The sequence below is a fragment of the Marinomonas sp. HM11-D genome (assembly GCF_057626615.1).
On the sequence record NZ_JBMMKT010000004.1, the window covers coordinates 308,229 to 328,277 of the forward strand.

The following is a 20,049-nucleotide window of genomic DNA, read 5'->3' on the forward strand; positions in this document are numbered from 1 at the left end:
AATACTAGTTTATAAATCAACCAACACAAATGCCGTGACCATTCATTAAACAACTAGAATTTATCTGAAATTCGTCCATACAAAAAGAAAAGGGCCACCTTAATAAGGCAGCCCCTTCTAAAATCCCGTCACTCAAACTTAAGCTTTTTCTTGCTCTGCCTGAGCCTGTGCAGCCAGTCGAACAAAGGCATTGGCTTCACCATAGTTGTCGTAATCACCTACACGCTGTACCACTTCGAAGAAGACACCATGCATTTGCTCAGTGTAGAAGTGGAAGAATTCACCCTGATCATTGCGATCAAACAGGATGTTATGAGCTTTTAGCTTGGCAATTAACGCTTCCGGTAAATCAAATCGCGCTTCGATATCACGGTAGTAGTTATTTGGAATCGCTAGGACTTTTTCTTGATCCATATTCTTCGCTGCCGTGAAGATATCATCACAGGCAAAGGCGATTTGCTGTACGCCAGAACCGCGAGTTCGAGTCAAGAAACGTTCCGCCGAAGCCGAACGCGCATTGGTCATATTGATTGGAATACGAATGCTCTTATCTTTGTTGGTCGCGGTACGGCTGACCACTAGACCATGGATATCCGGCAAGTCTTGGCTTGGCTGAATATCAAAGCCAAAGAGCGACTTGTAGAAGAAACCAGTCGATAGGAAATCAACGTTTGCTACCGTTTGACCAATGTGGTCAATACGTTTTAGGCCTACGCCCTGCTCGCCTTGTACACCATCGATGCGCTTAAAGTCCACATCAAAGAAACGATAGCCCGCATCACGATTCACAAAGTACACCAAGCTATCACCGACACCGCGGATCGCTGGGATGTTTAGTTCACCAGGGCCAGCTTGATTTTCAAAGCGTTCAGCCTTGTAGTGTTCCGCAACAGCCAATGTATGCTTCACGCTATCCGTTGCAAACCCTAGCGCACAGACAGAGACACCGTGTTTCTGGAAGTATTCGTGCGCTTGGCTCTTAGGCTCTTTGTTCAAGATCAGGTTGATTTCACCTTGACGCATCAGGGTAACGTTCTTAGAACGGTGTTTATGAGTCTCAGCAAAACCAAGCTGAGCCAAGGTTTTCACCAACTCATCGCCTGTGTCACCTTCCACTGCAAATTCGATGAATTCCACTTCTTTGATCGAAGCAGCTTCTTCAATGTTATCCACGGCAATATCGTGTTTCGGCGTGGTTTGATCATCCAACCAGATCAATGAACGCATGCCATCGATGGCTTTCGCCACAGGATCGGAGGAACGGAATTCGTCATTAAAGATCTCGTGGGATAGGTAATCGTCAAAGCCTTTGTCTTTCAGGATCTGCACGAATTCTACCACTGGCATGTCACCCTGACCTGGGAAACAGCGTGAGTGACGGCTATAAGTTAGGTAGTCAGTACGTGGCATGACTGGCGCATCGGCGACCTGTACCAAGGCAATCTTATCAACTGTGATCTCATCACGTAGACAGTCTAATGTGTTGCCACGGGAGAACATGTGGAACGTATCTAGGTTAATACCCAAATTCGGGTGGTCGGCACGTTTGACCAAATCCCAAGCATCTTCGTAGTCAGCAATGTGCTTACCCCAAGCCAGTGCTTCATAACCCAGGATCAGCTGTTCGCTGGCGGCGATCTCTGCAAGATGACGCAGGTCTGCGGCACACAAATCGCGATCCGCAGAGGCATAAGGCTGAACATTACAGCACATCAATAGTCGGTTAGTGCCCAACTCATGCGCTACCTGCATCTTGCGCTTCAACATCTCGATGCGTTTCTTTTGAATGTCGCGAGGGTTGCCTTCCATGTCACGGAACGGTTGCAGTGCGATGATCTCCAAACCTAGATCTTTCGCCATCTTGCCCACTTCTGATGGCGACCCGCTGTACTGGGTCAAGTCATTTTCAAAGATCTCAATCCCCTGAAAACCCGCCTTTGAGGCTGCTTCCATCTTCTCGCGCAATGTACCCGAGATAGATACGGTAGCTAATGCAGTTTTCATTAAATCCCCCTTAACATATATCATTTTTAATATATAAGAGTAGTCGAAAAGTTTTCGTTCTAACTAAGCCTTATAGCAAGAATAGTAACGTATCTGAGGGATAGGCATCGAATGAAATATCAAATGAATATACAGTCTAAAAAGGAATACATAAAAACAAAAAAACGCAGCCGAGGCTGCGTTTCTAGGTTCAAAATGATCGATTAAATCAAATCACTGACCACATCGTACTTCTCACGGAACTGATCCCATACTGGTGTCACATCACCCACCTCAACACCGGTAAAGATTTCAAACGCATCTAACCCTTGGTAAAAGAATAGATCAAAACCGGAGACAATCTTTAGACCCGCCGCATTGGCAGCTTTTAGGAATTCAGTATCAAGTGGTGTGTAAACCGCATCGAACGCCCATTGCTGACCACCAAAGGCAGACTCTGCTAATGGGTTACCTGGCGTTTTGTAGTGACCTACAGGGGTACAGTTCACTAGACCATCGACGTCTTTTGCCACGGACGCAACATCCTCAGTTGCCACGACCGTAGTTTTGTAGCCAGCGTCGTTCAACGCTTTAGCTAGGGCTTCAGCACCCGCGACGTTTAAGTCGGTAATGAAAAGCTCTGTCGCACCCACTTCAAACAAGCCAAACGCCACGGCACGACCCACACCGCCGGCGCCAATCATCAGCACTTTACCCGCTGGCAAATCACCTAGACGGGTACGGTAGCCACGGATAAAGCCCGTGTAGTCGGTGTTGAATGCGCAGACTTTGCCATCTTTTAGTAGCAAGGTATTGGTTGAACCGACTTTTTTCACTGAGTCGTTCACTTCGTCAGCGCTGTCTACTGCGATTTGTTTAAATGGGAAGGTAACGTTAGTACCGATAAAACCTTGCTCACGAATTAGGGCTAAACGCTCTTTAAAAGCCGCCGCTTCAGGGCTGTCCAATTCCTGCAGTTCGTATTTCACCGGTAGGCCTTTTAGTTCACCTAGCATATTGTGAAGAGATGGAGCACGAGAAGCAGAAATGCTTTGACCGATTAAACCAATATTTTGCATGAGAAGATCCTTAGATACTGAGTCGAGCGCATATATTGAATCACGCAGCCGCTGCGCATAAACAGGCGCTAAAACGAGTCGTGAATAATATAAGAAGTGATGAAAGCGTACACCAAGTACGCCTTCATGTTTATGATAAGTTTGACTGATTTTATGTCAGAAAAATTATAGATAGATTAGCGTGCGTTATTGGTTGCCAATAGCTGTAAACCCGCACCAGTATTAGAGATCGGCAAGTGGTAACTGCGGTGCAGTTCTTTCAGCTTACCTTCCCCTTCTAGAGCACCACGCATGGCCAACCACATATTCAATTCCACCCCTTGTGCGCCCGCTTCTTCCACTAAGTCATAGTTAGAGTAGCGTGTCAGCAATTCAGGCTCATCAACGATTTTTTCCATGCAGTACAGGTCAAATGGCTTATTAATAAAGCCTGCACGCTGGCCGTCTAACTGATGTGATAAACCACCCGTCCCCATCACCACCACCTTTTGATCGCCAGCAAAGCTACGCACGGCATCGCCAATGGCTTTACCAAACGCGTAGCTGCGGCTTGGTTTTGGCATAGGATGACGCTCACAGTTGATCGCCACAGGGATTACCTTTACATGACCGTATTTGTATCCCGGCCACATCAAAGTCAGCGGCACCGTTAAACCATGGTCCACTTTCATTTCCTGACATACGGTGATATCAAAGTCGTGTTCAATCAGATGATTGACAATATGCCACGACAACTCAGTTTCACCGGTAACCGGAGGAATTTCAGCGATGCCCCAACCTTCATCAGCATTTTCATATTGAGCTGCCGCCCCAATCGCAAAGGTAGGCTTACGGTCGTGGAAGAATTCTAAACCATGGTCATTGTAGAAAATGATCGCAATATCTGGCTCTTGTGTGTATAGCCAGTCTCGCACTGGTGGGTAAGCTTCAAAAAACTCTTTCCAGTAAGGCGTGTCTTCAAGACCTTGGTCCATAGCAACACCGATTGCAGGGATGTGTGATGTGGCGATGCCACCTAGTAATTTCGCCATTATACTTCTCCCTGCTGCACCAAAAATGCTTTGAATTCTTCTGTTGTCATGCCAGTCTGCAAGCCACCAACATCCTGTACACTTAACCCTAACAAACCCGCAAACTTCGCCAGATAATAGATGCTCCCACCCGCTTCTAGCATGGCAATCACATTACGCTTACGCATCGCATCTCGTTGATCTTCTGTTAGTTTGAACTTTTCGTAATAGGCTTCTTCATCTTCCTTGAATTCATTACGGGCCGCAGCATTATTGAAGGAGTAACACATTTTATTTAATGGGTATCCTTTTGTTGCCATAGGCCCATCGAGCATAATTGTCCCAGGGATATTTACCGTTTGGCTCATTTCACACCTCACCGTGTTATTTTTATAGGATGGTTTAACAACGCACCTGCAACACAGTATAAGTGGCTTATTTGTTCCATTAATTGATATACATCTAGTATCGAACAGGCTTTAAATTGATTAATTAGAACGAGAAAAAGGCGTAAAAGTTATATTAAACGAAAGACATAAAAACAAAAAAAGCCATAACAAACGTTATGGCTTTTTCAATAACCCCATCCTAACCTTCCCCTTAAAAAGGGGGAAGGAACAGGTTATTTCTCAGGCATAGTATGCTCTAACAACATCAGACCAGAGCCTGTGTTGGAAATCGGCGCATGGTAGTTGCGGTGCAACTCTTTCACATCACCGATCAAACAACCACGCATGGCAATCAACATGTTTAGCTCAACCCCTTGCGCACCGGCAATTTCAGCCAATTCAAAGTTTGAGTATTTTGTTAGTGCCTCTGGGTCAGATACCAACTTGTCTAAGCACATGAGGTCGAATTCACGGTTGATGATGCCCGCGCGCTCACCGTCTAGCTGGTGTGACATACCACCGGTACCAAACACCGCCACCTTCAAATCTTCGTCAAAAGACTGAACCGCACGACCAATCGCTTGACCTAAGGCAAAAGTACGTTTTGGCTGCGGCATTGGGTGCTGCTCACAGTTAATACATACCGGAATCACCTTTACGTGACCGTAGTTATGGCCTGGCCACATTAGATTTAATGGCACTGTTAGACCATGATCCACTTTCATTTCCTGACAGATGGTCATATCAAAACCATCTTCTACCAAGCTATTAGCAATATGCCAAGAAAGGTCTGATTCGCCGGTTACAGGTGGAATGGTAGGGATACCCCAACCTTCGTCTGCATTGTGGTATTCATCGGCCACACCAATCGCAAACGTCGGTTTTTTATCAATGAAGAATTCTAAACCGTGATCGTTGTAGAACAAAATGATCACATCTGGTTTTTTCTCATTTAACCAATCGCGCACTGGTGGGTAACCATCAAAAAATGGCTTCCAGTATGGTGTCTCTTCCAAACCGTTTGCCATGGCATTGGCAATCGCAGGAATATGAGAAGTCGTAATACCACCGATAATATTCGCCATTACACTTCTCCTCGACCATTTTTAACAAGCATGTCTTTAAATTCTTCAACACTCATGCCTGTTTGCAGAGCACCGATATCTTGCATATTCAGTTTTAATAAACCAGCGTATTTAGCTAGATAATAAATACTGCCACCTTCACGTAGCATCGCAATAATATCTTTTTCTTTAATCGCTTTTTTCTGAGCTTCCGTTAAATTGAATTTATCGCAGTACGCATCTGGATCCGCATTAAATTCATCACGTGCTTCCTGATTATTGAAGGTAAAGCACATTTTATTTAGGCCATACCCTTTTTTAGCCATTTTGCTATCAAAAAGGTAAGTACCCGGAATTTCTCTCTTTTCATTAGTCGCCATGGGGTGACCTCTTTTTTATTCTGTTCTGTACCGGATTAGTTCCAGTATAGACGCATTGGGTTGTCCACTAGTAGCTTCTGCTGAAGCTCCTCGGTTGTTGCGATCATTGGGATCACATCAACTAGGTGGCCGTCATCTGGCACGTGCGACTTCATATTTGGGTGCGGCCAATCAGTACCCCAAAGGACACGATCAGGGAATTGCTCAACCAAGGTCTTCGCAAATGGCACTACGTCAGAGTAATCTGGCGCTTGCAACGTTAGACGCTCAGGACAGCTCACTTTACACCAAACATTGTCGTTCTCAGCCATGAAGTTCACGAAACGCTGGAAGTCTGGGTGATCAACACCTTTGGCAACGTCTGGACGGCCCATGTGGTCCACCACAATGGTCGTACCTAGCTCTTTTAGGAATGGGATCAGCTCTTCTAGATCTGGCGCTTCAAAGTAAACAACGATATGCCAGCCCAATGTTTTGATCTTCTCAGCGATGGAGAAGAACACTTCACGTGGCGTGCTATCGACCAAGCGCTTAACGAAGTTAAAACGCACACCACGCACACCTGCATCGTGCATTTCTTGCAGCTGTTCGATAGTAAAACTGTCATCGATAAAGGCTACACCACGCGCCAACTCACCCGCTGTTTGCAACGCATCAATCAGTGCAGCGTTGTCGGTACTGTGACAAGACGCTTGAACGATCACGTTACGAGAAAAACCTAGATGATCACGCAGCGCGAACAGTTGCTCTTTAGAAGCGTCACAAGGCGTGTATTTACGTTTTGGGTGGTATGGGAATTTATCAGCAGGACCAAAAACGTGACAGTGTGCATCAACCGCACCTGCTGGTGCTTGGTATTTTGGTTTACTAGGATTTGGATGAAATGGAAGATAATCTTTGTCCATTTTTAGCTACCTATCGTTATTCTTTTTAATGAAAGAACGGCTTACAAGCCGTTCTTATGTACAAATACTTTACCGTCAAACAGTTTACGGGCGGTACGCAACAAAGCCGCAGAATCGACCTCACCTTGACTGTTTTGATCCAGCACCACCGTCATACAGCCCGTTGGATGCTCAACATCTAGCGTCATCTGCGCCGCTGGCTCATAAGTTGCCAACGCATTAGCAGGTGAGCCCTTCAATACCGCAGCGGTGGCCACACTCACCGCACCTAATACGCCAATCGAAGCATGGCAACGATGCGGAATAAAGGTACGGGTAGAAATCGCGCCACCATTGGTTGGTTCAGATACCATGGTCATTTTCGGTACAGACTTGTCTTTGACATCACCAAGGTTCATCAATGGACCAGCTTGTAAGCGAATCGCTTCTAACTTAGCACGTAGCTCAGCGTTGTTTTCTAGCTCTTCACGAGTCTCAGAGCCACTGATGCCCATGTCTGAAGCACGCATCACCACACATGGCATACCGTTATCAATCATGGTCACTTCGATACCATCGATCACATCGACAGCATTACCCGTTGGCAACAAAGCGCCACAACTAGAACCGGCGGTATCTTTAAAGGTAATCGGCACTGGTGCAGAGAAACCAGGCACGCCATCGATGCGCGCGCTACCTTCATAGACCACTTCGCCATCTTTCACTTGCACACGGGCCACAGCAATCTGACCGGTGTTTTCCATGAAGATACGTACTTCAGTTTCACCTTCTACTGGTTCTACCAAACCACGCTCAATGGCAAATGGACCAACGCCCGCAAGGATATTGCCGCAGTTTTGCGCATCAGTGACAATGGCCTGATCAACGAACACTTGCAAGAACAAGTAGTCAACGTCCGCATCCTCACGCTCAGACTTCTTCACCACGGCCACTTTTGATGTCAGCGGATCCGCGCCACCCATGCCGTCGATTTGACGAGCATCAGGCGAGCCCATTACGCGTAGCAGGATATCGGCACGTGCTTGCTCATCGCTGGGTAAAGCATTGGCAAGGAAGTACGCCCCTTTCGACGTACCGCCTCGCATCCACATGCATTCGATGCCCTTAGACATACTTCAGACCTTTTTCTTCAAGGCGTGGGCGCATGTCGTAGATGTCTAGACCTAGCTCACCGTTTTCTAGACGAACACGCTTCGCTTCTTCGTTGTCCATACGCTTGCGTGAAAGCTCAAGTACTTCAGCCGCTTTCTCACGACGAACAACCACAACACCGTCGTCGTCGGCAACGATTACGTCACCGGCATTGATCAGTTGATCCGCACAAACGATGGTGACGTTAACCGAACCTAGTGTTTCCTTGATAGTACCTTCTGCGCACACTGCTTTGGACCAAACTGGGAAGTCCATTTTGCGCAGATCGCGGGTATCACGTACACCACCATCGATCACTAGACCCACTACACCGCGTGCTTGCGCAGACGTTGCCAGAAGGTCACCAAAGAAACCGTGATAAGAAGGAGACGTCGGTGCAAACACCAGCATGTCACCTTTTTTACATTGCTCAATCGCAACGTGCATCATCCAGTTATCGCCGGCAGCACCAGAGATAGTAATCGCCGAACCAGCAACCGCTTTGTCTTGCTGGATAGGACGCATGTAATGAGCCAATAGACCCACACGACCTTGCGCTTCGTGGATGGTTGCTACGCCGCATTCTGCCAAGCCGTCAATCACCGCCTGATCGGCACGTTCAATATGTTGTACTACTACGTTTTCGCGCATTAAATTGCTCCTTTTAACTTCAGACGATTAGATTTTTAGACGAGAGAAAACACGACGAGTGTTGTGCTCGAAGATGTCTTGTTTTTGCTCAGCCGTCAAAACCGTGTTGTTATCGATGTAACGTTTGGTGTCATCGAAGTAGAAACCCGTTTCAGGGTCAATGCCACGAACCGCGCCAATCATCTCTGAAGCGAACAGGATGTTCTTAGTTGGAATGATGTCTAGTAATAGATCGATACCACGCTGATGGTACACACAAGTATCGAAGTAAATGTTGTTCAATACGCGCTCAGCCAAATCGAAGCCTTGGTCTTGCGCTAGGCCGCGGAAACGACCCCAGTGGTAAGGTACTGCGCCACCACCGTGTGGAATGATGATTTTAAGTTCAGGGAAGTCTTTGAAGACATCCGACATCATCAGTTGCTGGAAGCCTGTTGTGTCCGCACCTAGGTAATGGGAGCCCGTAGTGTGGAAACAGTCATTGCAGGAAGCTGATACGTGAACCATCGCTGGGATATCGTATTCACACATCTTTTCGTAAATTGGGTAGAAAGAGCGATCGCCAAGAGACGAACCGTTCCAGTGGCCGCCACTTGGATCTGGGTTTAGGTTGATACCAATAAAGCCCATCTCTTCTACTGTACGGATGATTTCAGGCACAGATTTGGCAGGGTCAACACCTGGAGACTGTGGTAACTGCGCCACTGGCACAAAGTTTTCAGGGAATAGATCGCACACGCGGCGGATTAGGTCGTTTTGATGTTCGGTCCAGTATTGGCTTGTGTGTTCATTACCAACATGGTGACCCATCCAGCTTGCACGTGGGGAAAAGATCGTTAGGTCCGTACCACGTTCTTGTTGTAGGCGAAGCTGGTTGTTAATAATACTTTCGCGGATTTCGTCATCAGTAACGTGGATGGCACCTTTCTCACCAACAAAAGAAGGATCCTTCGCAACTTCTGCTTTTTGCTTATCACGGTATTCACCCACAGCAGGTGGAGTCGTCGTGTAGTGACCATGGCAATCTATAATCATGCTACTGCTCTCTTATTACTCTAATTTTTATTGGGAATGGCGCATCGTGTCGTTGTGTCAGTAGTCAAACAAGCGTCTTTCTACTTGTGCACTACGCCTAAATGTAAGCAAAAGTATTAGGAGCCAGCACTCTTTTTACTATTTCAATTTGAATAGATCTGTATTGCATTTTGATATAGCACCCTATTCCCTTTTTTCAATAGCAATGTTTTTTCTGAATAAATCAAGTACTTAGCCCATGAAAAAAACTTTCAAAAGCCTGCCCAATAGCATGATAAAGTCTTGTTTTATATATCTTTTCCCATTAGTTACACGATTAAACTGTATTTTGTATGCCGTTTTTGGAATATTACATGTCTGAAAAATTCATTTCTAAATAGGCGCGATTTAATACATTTTTGTGCCGTTCCTGGTTTTAGCAGTGACCAAGAGCGCTCCAGAAACGCCACATCGCACACAATGTGATGGCAAGACCGATATAAGTTACTATTCTTTCGGTCACCCAAGCGCTTAAATAAACTCACTATTGTGAGTGCGTAACGGCTATATACGACAAAAATAACGATCACGGGCTCAGCCCGGACTTGGAGACGATTATGAAATTTGCAAAAAAACTGATGCTTGGTCTAGCGACAGCAGGCATGGCAACGGTTGCATCCGCAGCTGACATCACTTTGACCATCGGTCACGTTGATCCTCAAGAGTGGACATCTTCTAAAAAAGGTGCCGCGACTGAAGTATTCAAAAACCTAGTGGAAGCTGAATCAGGTGGCCGTATCGAAGTAAACGTATACCCTTCTGGCCAGCTTGGTGGTGAGACTGATCTAGTGCAATCCACTCAAGAAGGCATGATCAGTATGACCATGGTTTCCGGTGCGTTTGCGAAAGTATGTAAAGAAGCATCAGTTCTGGAAATTCCATACTTGTTCCCGTCTGCTCCAGTTGCTTGGGAAGTACTAGACGGTGAGTTCGGTAAAGCACTTTCTCAACACTGTCTAGAACAAACAGGTCTTCGTACCCTAGCGTACGGTGAAACAGGCTTCCGTAACTTCACTAACTCTAAACGCCCTGTAGCGGAACCAGAAGATCTAAACGGTCTAAAAATCCGCGTCATGACACTGCCTCTATACGTAGAGATGGTTAAAGCAATGGGCGCAGAGCCAACGCCAATCGCATGGCCTGAAGTGCCATCTGCCCTAACAACAGGCGTTGTGGATGGCCAAGAAAACCCAGTAAGCGTAATCGACGCCAACAAATTCTATGAATTCCAAAAATACCTAACCCTAGACGGTCACGTGTACGGTACTGACTTCTTCCTAATCAACGAAGACATCTACCAATCACTAGACAAAGCAGACCAAGAGATCGTTGCCCGTGCAGCGAAAGTAGCTGGTACTCTAGGCCGTGCTATTCAGCAGTACAACTCTGCAAAAGGTCTTAAGTCTCTAGCTGAAAACGGTATGGAAATCACTACTCCGACTTCTGAGCAGCTGGCGAAATTCCAAGCAGCCGCTCAACCTGCAGTGATCGAATGGTTGAAAGGCGAAGTGGATCCAACTTGGATCGACAACGTTCAAGCTTCTGTAAAAATCGCTGTAAACAACTAAGGCTCACTCGAAGCCTAAAAATAATCGGGGACCCCGGTCCCCGATTATTTTCTTAACCCCATTTAGTTATTCCCGGAATCGCCCATGATACGCCTTTATAAACGCATGCTGGCTTTCTTAACTGGCACCTCACTGTTTGTAATCTTTGCAGTGGTATTGGCCAGTAGTTTAAGCCGCTACCTGTTGAATTCACCCATCCAATGGAGCGAGGAAGTGGCTCGCTACGCCATGATCTACGGCACCATGTTTGGTACTGTGCTGTGTTACTTACACGGCATCCACATTCGCTTTTCGTTTTTAGAGGACGCCGTTAAGCCAAGCTTTAAAAAAGTCTTGAACTTCATCTCCGATGTAGTGGCTTTGGTATCGGGTGGGGTTTTAGCCTACTCTGGCTACATCTTTATGATGAAGCGTGGTGCCATCAACGCGCCAGCTGTTGGCATTCAGATGTATTACTTTCAAGCCGCAATGGTCGTCGGTGGTGTACTGCTGGCGATTGCCGCGCTACTTCGCATTATTGAAATCATCACAAACAAACAAGAGGAAGGTAAGTAATTATGCTGGGCTTTGGTGTCTTACTCATTCTTCTTGCTGTTGGTAGTCCAATTGCATTTGCCATTCTACTAGCGGTTGTCAGCCATGTTTCTACCTTGCCATTTAACATCAGTTTGGTGGCACAACGTGTTTTTGCGGGGCTCGATTCGTTCTCGATTCTTGCGATTCCACTGTTCGTATTAGCCGGCGAGCTCATGAACGAAAGTGGTATTACTAGCCGTATTATCAACTTCGCCAATGCCTTGGTGGGCCATATGCGCGCAGGTCTTGCTCATGTGAATATCTGGGCATCGGTGATCTTTGCTGGTCTATCTGGTTCTGCCGTAGCAGACACTTCCGCCTTGGGTCGTGTGTTCATTCCAACCATGGAAAAAGAAGGCTACCCACGTTCCTTTGCTGCCGCCCTAACTGCCGCGTCTTCGGTAATCGGCCCTATGATTCCGCCTAGTATCCCGGTAATCATTTATGCCTTGATCACTACCGGCGTGTCGGTACCAGCGCTATTCTTGGCAGGTGTTGCTCCTGGTTTGTTCTTGGCAGTCGGCTTGTCTATTTATGTTTACTTCTTTGCAGGCCATTACGCGGAACTTAAACCTAAACAGTCAATGAAAGAGCGCTTCAAAGCATTTACTCAAGCTTGGATTCCGCTGTTCATGCCGATCTTTATCGTCGGTTCAATCCTCACAGGTATCGTGACACCAACGGAAGCGGCCGCGTTTGCAGCAGCCTACGCCTTGATTGCAGGTATGTTTATCCTACGCACCCTTAAAGTGATCGATCTGCCAGCTATCTTCATCCGTGCGATGCGTGATTCATCGGTGGTATTGATCATTATGGCGGTGATCGCAGCAGCAAACTGGCTACTGACCTTCTCTCGCGTACCTCAAATGGTTTCAGAGCTAGTGCTAGACTCTGTATCAAGCCCTTGGATGTTCTTGATTCTAGTGAACGTGATCCTATTGGTGATTGGTTTGTTCCTAGAAGGTATTGCAGCGATGCTGATCCTACTACCGATCCTTCATCCAATTGCGATGTCGCTAGGCATTGATCCTGTGCACTTTGGTATCGTAGTCATCTTTAACTTGATGATTGGTTTGGTGACACCTCCGATGGGGATTTGTTTGTTCGTCTCCAACTCCATTGCTAACGTGGGAATTGCAGCCATTTCACGTCAGATCATGCCAATGTTCCTAGTGGAGCTAGCGGTTCTGTTGTTAATTACCTTTGTGCCAAGCACAGTAACCTTCCTACCAAGTTTATTTGGGTATTAGCCGTACCGAAATTCCGAGGGCGCCTTGTGCGCCCTTTTTTTATGGCAAAAATCATCGCCAAATACTTAAATTGATATAAGACTTATCACTCAAAAACAAAACAACACAAATTATGAAGCAAAATGCATAGATACCTAAGTATCTAGCGGTTAACATTCAAGCATTCTTATATATCACTTAGCTAAACAGGATTTTAAAGATGACTGCTTCTAAGCTCTTGCCAACTAGCCTCGTTCAATATGGCTCATGCCTAGTGGCAAGCGCCTGTCTTTTCATTCCCACTCAAGGCTTTGCTGAACAAGATGTATTTTCAATCTCGGGATTTGGACGTATCGTTGCAGGCACAATCGATACCGACCAAGCTGAGTTTATTGGCTATGATGATGATATTAGCTTGCGACCTAACTCTTTATTTGGCTTGCAGCTAGATGCTCAAGCAACGGACTCTCTAAGCTTTACCGCACAAGGTGTGCTTAGGGCCAGTGAAGACGTCGACTCAGAGTTAAAACGCTTGTACGCGACCTATCAACCGGAGAGTAACTTTGCCGTTCGTGTTGGTCGAGTGCGGGTGCCATTCTTCATGCACAGCGATGTGATTGACTTAGGATACGCCTACCACTGGGTCAGTCTGCCACATCAAATGTACAACGCCTTCCTGTTCCCAACTTTCGATGGGGTTGATACCACATGGGGATACTCTCAGGATGATTACGATGTTTCATTTGAAGCCTACTTGGGTCACCACAAAGACACCATGAACGTGAACAACCGCTCTACAGACTATGATATTGAGGTATTAGGTGGTCTTATTGCGAGCGTGAAACGCGGCAATGTGGAGTTAAGAGCGTCCTACCATCAAGGCGACGTGGATGTAGATGTGCCTGAGCTAGATATGCTATCCGGTTTGATTTCAAGCCTTGGCAATTACAGTGCCACTACCAGCGCGCTCTCGACAAAATCCAAGGTACAGGTAGCACAGCTCGGCGTTAGATACGATACATTTGACTATTTTGGCGCCATGGAATGGGTTCATGTCACCCCCGAAACCAACACATTTATGGCCGAAATTGACACCTACTATGTTACTGGTGGTTATATTTTTGACCCCGTCACAGTCCATCTAACCTATGCTAAAAGCCACTTAAGCTATGACAATTTTCCAACCGAGCTAAACCAAGCGCTCGCTGGCATGTCGCCAACCGACCCACGCTATATGGGGCTAGCGCAGTCGATCTATGCTTTAAATGCCATTTCTAGCGGCAGAATCACCGACAACCTAGATAGCTGGACCATAGGTGCACGTTGGGATGTGCAACCGAAATTGGCGTTAAAAGCAGATGTCACTTTCTTGATGGGTGATGACAACGAAACAGCCATGTTTACGGACATTAAAGACGGTTTTGATCGTAACGCGCGACTCTATCAAGTAGCGCTAGAGTGGATTTTCTAATGTACAAACCAATTACGTTCATTAGTGCCAAACTTCTCGTAGGCCTGTGTTTTATCGCGGCAAATTTTCTAGGTAATGCCTATGCATCAGATATCGCCATTATTGCTAACAAAGCTACTAATCTCACCTCCCTAACGATTAGTGAAGTGCGTCAGGTCTACATGGGCGGCACACTTAGCCGTCGCTACAAAGCTGTGTCATTACCTATCGACAGCCCTTCTCGTAAACACTTTAACATCGATATCATTGGTTTAACCGAAAGTAGAATACAGTCTTACTGGGCTCAGCTACTCTTCACTGGACGAAGTGATCGCCCTACTGAATTGGAATCAGTGGAGGCTGTAGTGAAATTCGTTGCAAAAGAAAGCAACGCCATTGCCTATGTGCCACTCGACACACCGCTTCCGAGCAATGTGATCGTGGTATTACAGCGCTAGTGATAATTATCAAAAGAGAGTTACGCTTTTGAAATTGAGTATTCGTTTTAAACTTCTGGCCATTGGCATCGTTGCTATTTTTAGCGCGGCAATGAGTGTGTTCATTGTGTCTCTTAAAGAGCACCAAACCATTTATGCCGAGTCCGTGAAAGTCAATCTTGCCGCTTTGGCAGCGAATACCGCTGATGACCTACTATTACTCATGTCTGATAAAAGCGATCCGTTCTTATTACGCAGCGTATTACTACGCTTTGAACGTTATGATGACATCAAATACGCCATTCTTTATGACCATCATTGGCAGCAAGCCCAGGCCTACCTGCAACCTCGTCTATTCAGTGCCGTGAAAGACGGCAAGTTGATGATCCCTGAAATTCCGCCAGAACAGTTACCATTGCATGTATCGGTACAGGATGATGGTATTTTTGTAGTGCAACCAATTGGCGAAAACGGACATGTCGGGGGCTATTTATTGCTAGCCCATGAATATCGTGAACCCTTGAAAAAAAGTCGCACAGAGCTACTACATCTATCGCTAGCGCCATTAATTAGCATATTGATCATTTCCATTGGCGCCATGCTACTTATCATTCGCCAACAGTTAGTCCCTCTGCTTAACTTGTCTAGCTTTACACGCCAGCTTAGCTCTCGCAAGGATTACAGCGAACGATTCCCTATTATCGGTGATGATGAAGTCTATACCTTGGCACAAGATATCAATGCCTTCCTTGGCGTCATTGATAGCGAGATAAAAGCCAACCATGAAAAAGCCCAGCTGCTAACGGAACAAAAGGAAGCCATGTACCGCTTGGCAAACTACGACCAATTAACAGGTTTGCCAAACCGTCGTTATATCATGTCCTGTCTAGCGGAATTACTGGCTAACGCTCAGCGAAATAACGAAAAGATCACCCTAATGTATTTCGATGTTGACCATTTCAAAGGGGTTAACGATCGTATGGGCCACGAAATTGGCGACAAGCTTTTAATAAAAGTGGGCAAACTGGTGAGCCGCTTTTTAAGTGACGATCAGGTGCTAGCACGCCTAGCGGGCGATGAGTTCCTAGTGGTCTTACCGAATCTAAGCAATAAGCTAGATGCAGTGAACTTAGCCAGCCGAATGACAGCGGAGTTAAGCCTTCCAATCCACATTGAACGCTGGAATATTCAGACCGGCATCAGTATCGGTATCGCGGATACTAGTGATGCAGGCTACCACGTAGATGATCTCATCAGTTATGCGGACGTGGCCATGTACCACACTAAGCACTTTTGCAAAGGTGGCGTAACCCTGTTTCATCCTGAAATGCTTCAAGAGACACAGCGCCGTTCGATGATTATTAATGCCATTGCCGATGCGGCCCACAATAACGAATTTAAGCTGTTCTATCAGCCAAAAGTCAGTAGCACTGGTGAGGTGTTAGGGCTAGAAGCGCTGATTCGTTGGGAAAATGCGGCACTAGGTACGTTATCGCCATCAGAGTTTATTCCGATTGCCGAAGCGTCTGGCAAGATTTCTAACATTACACGCTGGATTCTCGATCAAATCGTTCGTGACTTACCGGATTTGATGAAAGCGTCTCATGCCAACATTGTGGTGTCGTTCAACATCTCGTCCCACGATCTGGACGACAATTGGCTGACCGAGTATTTGCAAGAACTGATTCAGCAAAAGCCTGACGTTGTTAAACATCTACAGTTTGAAATCACTGAAACTAGCTATTTAAAAGACTTTCACAAAGCCAATCAGTTCTTTGCAATGGTACGTGATTCTGGCAGTTCGGTAGCCTTAGATGATTTCGGTACCGGCTTTTCCTCGCTCAGCTATTTAAGCAAAATCGACATAGACACCATCAAGATTGATCGTACCTTTATTCATCATGCAATGGACGATAAACGCAACCGAGCAGTGCTTCACCTGATTCTAGATTTATCCTATAACCTAGGGTTGCAAACCTGCTGTGAAGGCGTAGAAAGCGCAGAGCAGGCTAAATATCTGATTTTAAATGGCTGTAATCTGATGCAAGGATTTTACTTCTCTTCTGCTATGCCGATTGAAGACCTATCCGAAGCCATCACCACAGCACAACAGAGATATCAGGAAATTGAGTTATTTTGTTAGCCGCTGATTGAGCTGTTCAAGTACCTGTTCACGCCACTCAGAGAGCGACTGAGTGCCATCATTGACTAAGCAGAGCTGCTTAACGGACAGATCCTTTAACTCATCTTTGATCGATGGCGGCACTAGGCTTGAGCTTTGAAAATCGATAATAAGCGCCACGGCTCTGCGCTCGACCAAGGCCGCCATATCACTAGGATAATGGACTTTAGCACCAAGCAATTCCGTTCGATTAGTCCAAGGCTCGTCATCAATAAACGCTACGATTTCAGCGTCCTGATGCTCGATAAGGGCTTGCCCAAGTTGGTAGCAGTGGGTATCAATGCCAACAATGATCACCTTGGGTAAGGGCTTAGATTTCCCTAACCACTGCTTACTCATTCGCCTGAACCAGTTCACTTAAACCTTCCTACTACATAGCTTTGGGTAAAAATACCATACGCCCATCAATTTCGCCCTGCACGAGCGGCTGCTGGTACAAAGGCTCTAGATATTCAAGGATGAGTAAGTCATCTGCCCGTCCCATCAACGCCGGACGATCAGAATATAAGAGCAGCACATGACTACACCAAGTCGACGCTAAATTCACATCATGCAACGACATCACCACCAATTTATTCGATTTGGCTTTGTCTTGTAATAGCTTCATTACAGCGACTTGATGGTGTAAGTCTAAATGATTTGTCGGCTCATCCACTAACCACACATTAGGATCCTGGGTAAGCAAAGCCGCTAACGCGGTGCGCTGACGCTCACCACCCGATAACTGGCTAATGGAGCGCTCTGCTAGGGGGGACAACTCCAAATGCGCCAAAGCGGCCTGCGCCATGGCGATATCCTCTTTACTCTCCATTTCCCAAGGAGACAGATGCGGAAAGCGCCCCAATAATGCCGTCTCTAGAACCGTCGCAGGAAAGCCATCTTGATGCTCTTGGAACATCACACCTACCTGTTGCGCAAGCGCTAAACGATGCCATTCAGTAAGTGGCTGTTGTGCTAAACAAACGGTCCCCGTTCGTGGGGCAATCAAGCCTGCTAAGGTATGTAATAAGGTCGTCTTGCCAACGCCATTGGGGCCTAAGATGCCCCATACTTGCCCAGCGTCCATCTGTAGCTGTAATGGATGAGGCGTCCTTTTGGGAATATCTAGTATCAAGAATTGCGTAGTGAGTGTCATACACGCCCCCTGCGCAATAAATACAGAAACGTGGGTACACCAAGTAAGGCCGTAATCACGCCCACTGGCAACTGCTCTGGTGCGATTACCGTACGCGCTAAGGTATCGGCTAAGGTGACTAAGGTGCCGCCCGCTAAGGCACAAGCAGGCAAGATCAGGCGCTGATCATTTCCCAACACTAGACGTAGCATATGCGGTACCACCAGACCAACAAAACCAATACTGCCAGCTGTAGTCACCGCAATCGCCGTCAACAAGCTGGCAATGAGAAACACCAAACGCTCCAATTGCTTCACATTGACTCCCAAAGCGGCCGCTTGCATCGGTCCTCTGGCCAAGACATTAAGACTGCGACCAAGGGGAATCAAAATAAAACATACCGGCACCAATACGATCCAAGCTAACCAAGGGGTATGGGCATAGGACAAATCCCCCATCAACCAAAACAACATGCCGGGGATTTTCTGTGGCGGAGCCAAAGCCAGCATTAAGGTAATGCAAGCTCCCCAACCCGCAGCGATCACCACCCCAGTCAGCAGCAAGCGCATCGGCGAAGCGCGGCCAATACCTTGCGCCAGGCCAAACACGAGTACCGTGCTCAGCACTGCTCCGATAAACGCCGCTCCTGACAGCAACACTCCGGTCATTCCGGCAAGAATCGCCAACAAAGCCGCCACTGACGCACCACCAGAAATCCCCAAAACATAGGGGTCAGCCAATGGGTTTCTCAGTAAGATTTGCATCAGTGCGCCCGCTACGGCCAACAAGCCACCGGTGGCAAACGCCGCCAACACACGTGGCACCCTAAGTTCCCATACCAAGGTTTGATTCAATAGAGAGCCTTGATTGTGTAACGCTTGCCACAGTTGATCTAGTGACAAGGCGACACTACCTTGAGTAATCGACGCCAAGATACACAACAACGAAATTAGGCTTAAGCTGAGCAGTGGCCAAACAAGAATACGGGGCGCTAACAATGGATTAACCCCTATGCTGACGCGCGATGTCTAACTTTTCGCACATAATGCGGGCACCTTCGAGCAAACGCGGGGTTGGACGTTGAATCAAGGACGGAGGAATAAAGAACAAGTTGTCCTGCTGTGTGGCTAAAAGCTCAGGAAAGGCTCGCCATTTCTCCAACCACTTGGCATTACGCTCGCCCATGCCGCCCGCCAGAATAGCCTCGGGATTTTTAATCAACACCGCCTCTTGATTCAGACGCGGGATCAAACGTGGCGAATCCGCAAACACATTAACACCGCCACACAGAGTCACCACCTTACTGATATAGTGATCACTGTTCATCGACATCAAGGGCTCATCCCACACCTGATAAAAGGTCTGCACAGGAGGCGCACCTTGATAACGCTTAGCCAAGGCATGAATACCTGCTAAAAACTCATTCGCGGTTTTCACTCCGACGGACTCAGTACCGGAAAGCAGCGCCATATCTTTAATATTATCGGCGATATCATCAAAGTCATGGGGTTCAACGTAGTACACCGTTAAGCCAATACGCTCAAGGGTGGCAATTTGTTCGCTCGGGTTGCCCGTTCCCCACGCTAACACAAGGTCTGGCTTTAGACTTAACACACGCTCAAGATCTAAGCGCGTATGACTACCTACCGAAGTTACTTGCATGGCTTCAGGTGGGTAGTCACTAAAAGACACCCTTGCGACGACCTTGTCGCCCGCACCAGCCGCGTAAATCAGTTCGGTCGCACCTGGAGATAATGCCGCAATCCTTGTGGCTGGCTGAGCCATGCAAACGTCCCTTTGCTTATCATCCACAACACACAACGGCTG

Annotated in this window: 20 protein-coding genes; 6 read left to right on the forward strand and 14 right to left on the reverse strand. The window is 46.9% G+C overall.

Features of this window, described 5'->3' with window-relative positions; genetic code table 11:
* Positions 1–138: 138 nt before the first annotated feature.
* The 10 genes from ACOSVP_RS08225 to ACOSVP_RS08270 all read right to left on the reverse strand — a co-directional run bounded on the left by ACOSVP_RS08225 (position 139) and on the right by ACOSVP_RS08270 (position 9,627).
* Positions 139–2,004: a bifunctional sugar phosphate isomerase/epimerase/4-hydroxyphenylpyruvate dioxygenase family protein gene (locus ACOSVP_RS08225; protein ID WP_487347016.1), complete on the reverse strand. Its 1,866-nt coding sequence runs from the start codon at positions 2,002–2,004 to the stop codon at positions 139–141.
* A 203-nt stretch (positions 2,005–2,207) separates the two neighbouring features.
* Complete coding sequence (locus tag ACOSVP_RS08230) at positions 2,208–3,062, reverse strand: shikimate dehydrogenase family protein (RefSeq protein WP_487347017.1); 855 nt, start codon at positions 3,060–3,062, stop codon at positions 2,208–2,210.
* A gap of 176 nt (positions 3,063–3,238) precedes the next feature.
* Entirely contained in the window at positions 3,239–4,093 is an 855-nt protein-coding gene (locus ACOSVP_RS08235) for a class III extradiol dioxygenase family protein (RefSeq protein ID WP_487347018.1), read from the reverse strand.
* Complete coding sequence (locus ACOSVP_RS08240; protein WP_487347019.1) at positions 4,093–4,440, reverse strand: protocatechuate 4,5-dioxygenase subunit alpha; 348 nt, start codon at positions 4,438–4,440, stop codon at positions 4,093–4,095. Before ACOSVP_RS08240 ends, ACOSVP_RS08235 begins: the two co-directional genes overlap by 1 nt.
* A 254-nt stretch (positions 4,441–4,694) precedes the next feature.
* Entirely contained in the window at positions 4,695–5,546 is an 852-nt protein-coding gene (locus tag ACOSVP_RS08245) for a class III extradiol dioxygenase family protein (RefSeq protein ID WP_487347020.1), read from the reverse strand.
* Positions 5,546–5,905, reverse strand: a complete 360-nt coding sequence (locus ACOSVP_RS08250; RefSeq protein WP_487347021.1) for a protocatechuate 4,5-dioxygenase subunit alpha — start codon at positions 5,903–5,905, stop codon at positions 5,546–5,548. Before ACOSVP_RS08250 ends, ACOSVP_RS08245 begins: the two co-directional genes overlap by 1 nt.
* 35 nt (positions 5,906–5,940) lie before the next feature.
* Positions 5,941–6,810 carry an amidohydrolase family protein gene (locus ACOSVP_RS08255; RefSeq protein WP_487347022.1) on the reverse strand — a complete coding sequence of 290 codons (870 nt, stop codon included), beginning with the start codon at positions 6,808–6,810 and terminating at the stop codon, positions 5,941–5,943.
* Between the two features lie 41 nt (positions 6,811–6,851).
* Complete coding sequence (locus tag ACOSVP_RS08260) at positions 6,852–7,922, reverse strand: 4-oxalomesaconate tautomerase (RefSeq protein ID WP_487347023.1); 1,071 nt, start codon at positions 7,920–7,922, stop codon at positions 6,852–6,854.
* Positions 7,915–8,592: a 4-carboxy-4-hydroxy-2-oxoadipate aldolase/oxaloacetate decarboxylase gene (locus ACOSVP_RS08265; protein WP_487347024.1), complete on the reverse strand. Its 678-nt coding sequence runs from the start codon at positions 8,590–8,592 to the stop codon at positions 7,915–7,917. Before ACOSVP_RS08265 ends, ACOSVP_RS08260 begins: the two co-directional genes overlap by 8 nt.
* Before the next feature lie 27 nt (positions 8,593–8,619).
* The gene (locus tag ACOSVP_RS08270) at positions 8,620–9,627 is read right to left on the reverse strand and encodes an amidohydrolase family protein (RefSeq protein ID WP_487347025.1); all 1,008 of its coding nucleotides are present in this window, start codon (positions 9,625–9,627) and stop codon (positions 8,620–8,622) included.
* A gap of 596 nt (positions 9,628–10,223) precedes the next feature.
* On the opposite strand from ACOSVP_RS08270, the gene ACOSVP_RS08275 reads away from it, so the two are divergent.
* The 6 genes from ACOSVP_RS08275 (at position 10,224) to ACOSVP_RS08300 (ending at position 17,069) form a co-directional block, all read left to right on the forward strand.
* Positions 10,224–11,234, forward strand: coding sequence for a DctP family TRAP transporter solute-binding subunit (locus ACOSVP_RS08275; RefSeq protein ID WP_487347026.1), 1,011 nt, complete (start codon positions 10,224–10,226; stop codon positions 11,232–11,234).
* A gap of 84 nt (positions 11,235–11,318) precedes the next feature.
* Positions 11,319–11,789, forward strand: a complete 471-nt coding sequence (locus ACOSVP_RS08280; protein ID WP_487347027.1) for a TRAP transporter small permease — start codon at positions 11,319–11,321, stop codon at positions 11,787–11,789.
* A 2-nt stretch (positions 11,790–11,791) separates the two neighbouring features.
* A complete protein-coding gene (locus ACOSVP_RS08285; protein ID WP_487347028.1) occupies positions 11,792–13,060 on the forward strand; it encodes a TRAP transporter large permease in 1,269 nt (422 codons plus the stop codon).
* A gap of 199 nt (positions 13,061–13,259) precedes the next feature.
* The gene (locus ACOSVP_RS08290; protein ID WP_487347029.1) at positions 13,260–14,510 is read left to right on the forward strand and encodes a porin; all 1,251 of its coding nucleotides are present in this window, start codon (positions 13,260–13,262) and stop codon (positions 14,508–14,510) included.
* On the forward strand, positions 14,510–14,947 hold the full coding sequence (locus ACOSVP_RS08295; RefSeq protein ID WP_487347030.1) for a type 2 periplasmic-binding domain-containing protein: 438 nt from the start codon (positions 14,510–14,512) through the stop codon (positions 14,945–14,947). The genes ACOSVP_RS08290 and ACOSVP_RS08295 overlap by 1 nt, the downstream gene beginning before the upstream one ends.
* Positions 14,948–14,975: 28 nt before the next feature.
* Entirely contained in the window at positions 14,976–17,069 is a 2,094-nt protein-coding gene (locus ACOSVP_RS08300) for a bifunctional diguanylate cyclase/phosphodiesterase (protein ID WP_487347031.1), read from the forward strand.
* Here the strand turns inward: ACOSVP_RS08300 and ACOSVP_RS08305 are convergent.
* The 4 genes from ACOSVP_RS08305 to ACOSVP_RS08320 are packed head-to-tail and all read right to left on the reverse strand — an operon-like array spanning position 17,058 to position 20,007.
* A complete protein-coding gene (locus ACOSVP_RS08305; RefSeq protein WP_487347032.1) occupies positions 17,058–17,447 on the reverse strand; it encodes a nucleoside-diphosphate sugar epimerase/dehydratase in 390 nt (129 codons plus the stop codon). The genes ACOSVP_RS08300 and ACOSVP_RS08305 overlap by 12 nt on opposite strands.
* Before the next feature lie 31 nt (positions 17,448–17,478).
* Complete coding sequence (locus ACOSVP_RS08310) at positions 17,479–18,243, reverse strand: ABC transporter ATP-binding protein (protein ID WP_487347033.1); 765 nt, start codon at positions 18,241–18,243, stop codon at positions 17,479–17,481.
* Positions 18,240–19,220 (reverse strand): FecCD family ABC transporter permease, encoded by a 981-nt coding sequence (locus ACOSVP_RS08315; protein ID WP_487347034.1) that lies wholly within the window; start codon positions 19,218–19,220, stop codon positions 18,240–18,242. Before ACOSVP_RS08315 ends, ACOSVP_RS08310 begins: the two co-directional genes overlap by 4 nt.
* 4 nt (positions 19,221–19,224) lie before the next feature.
* Positions 19,225–20,007, reverse strand: a complete 783-nt coding sequence (locus tag ACOSVP_RS08320; protein ID WP_487347035.1) for a cobalamin-binding protein — start codon at positions 20,005–20,007, stop codon at positions 19,225–19,227.
* Between the last annotated feature and the right edge of the window lie 42 nt (positions 20,008–20,049).

Excerpts from the sequence above, each read along its gene's own strand:
- ACOSVP_RS08285 (WP_487347028.1), top strand. The coding sequence starts at position 11,792 with ATGCTGGGCTTTGGTGTCTTACTCATTCTTCTTGCTGTTGGTAGTCCA.
- ACOSVP_RS08290 (WP_487347029.1), top strand. The coding sequence starts at position 13,260 with ATGACTGCTTCTAAGCTCTTGCCAACTAGCCTCGTTCAATATGGCTCA.
- ACOSVP_RS08280 (WP_487347027.1), top strand. The coding sequence starts at position 11,319 with ATGATACGCCTTTATAAACGCATGCTGGCTTTCTTAACTGGCACCTCA.
- ACOSVP_RS08240 (WP_487347019.1), bottom strand. The coding sequence starts at position 4,440 with ATGAGCCAAACGGTAAATATCCCTGGGACAATTATGCTCGATGGGCCT.
- ACOSVP_RS08230 (WP_487347017.1), bottom strand. The coding sequence starts at position 3,062 with ATGCAAAATATTGGTTTAATCGGTCAAAGCATTTCTGCTTCTCGTGCT.
- ACOSVP_RS08310 (WP_487347033.1), bottom strand. The coding sequence starts at position 18,243 with ATGACACTCACTACGCAATTCTTGATACTAGATATTCCCAAAAGGACG.
- ACOSVP_RS08250 (WP_487347021.1), bottom strand. The coding sequence starts at position 5,905 with ATGGCGACTAATGAAAAGAGAGAAATTCCGGGTACTTACCTTTTTGAT.
- ACOSVP_RS08225 (WP_487347016.1), bottom strand. The coding sequence starts at position 2,004 with ATGAAAACTGCATTAGCTACCGTATCTATCTCGGGTACATTGCGCGAG.
- ACOSVP_RS08270 (WP_487347025.1), bottom strand. The coding sequence starts at position 9,627 with ATGATTATAGATTGCCATGGTCACTACACGACGACTCCACCTGCTGTG.
- ACOSVP_RS08265 (WP_487347024.1), bottom strand. The coding sequence starts at position 8,592 with ATGCGCGAAAACGTAGTAGTACAACATATTGAACGTGCCGATCAGGCG.
- ACOSVP_RS08275 (WP_487347026.1), top strand. The coding sequence starts at position 10,224 with ATGAAATTTGCAAAAAAACTGATGCTTGGTCTAGCGACAGCAGGCATG.
- ACOSVP_RS08235 (WP_487347018.1), bottom strand. The coding sequence starts at position 4,093 with ATGGCGAAATTACTAGGTGGCATCGCCACATCACACATCCCTGCAATC.
- ACOSVP_RS08305 (WP_487347032.1), bottom strand. The coding sequence starts at position 17,447 with ATGAGTAAGCAGTGGTTAGGGAAATCTAAGCCCTTACCCAAGGTGATC.
- ACOSVP_RS08260 (WP_487347023.1), bottom strand. The coding sequence starts at position 7,922 with ATGTCTAAGGGCATCGAATGCATGTGGATGCGAGGCGGTACGTCGAAA.
- ACOSVP_RS08245 (WP_487347020.1), bottom strand. The coding sequence starts at position 5,546 with ATGGCGAATATTATCGGTGGTATTACGACTTCTCATATTCCTGCGATT.
- ACOSVP_RS08255 (WP_487347022.1), bottom strand. The coding sequence starts at position 6,810 with ATGGACAAAGATTATCTTCCATTTCATCCAAATCCTAGTAAACCAAAA.
- ACOSVP_RS08320 (WP_487347035.1), bottom strand. The coding sequence starts at position 20,007 with ATGGCTCAGCCAGCCACAAGGATTGCGGCATTATCTCCAGGTGCGACC.
- ACOSVP_RS08295 (WP_487347030.1), top strand. The coding sequence starts at position 14,510 with ATGTACAAACCAATTACGTTCATTAGTGCCAAACTTCTCGTAGGCCTG.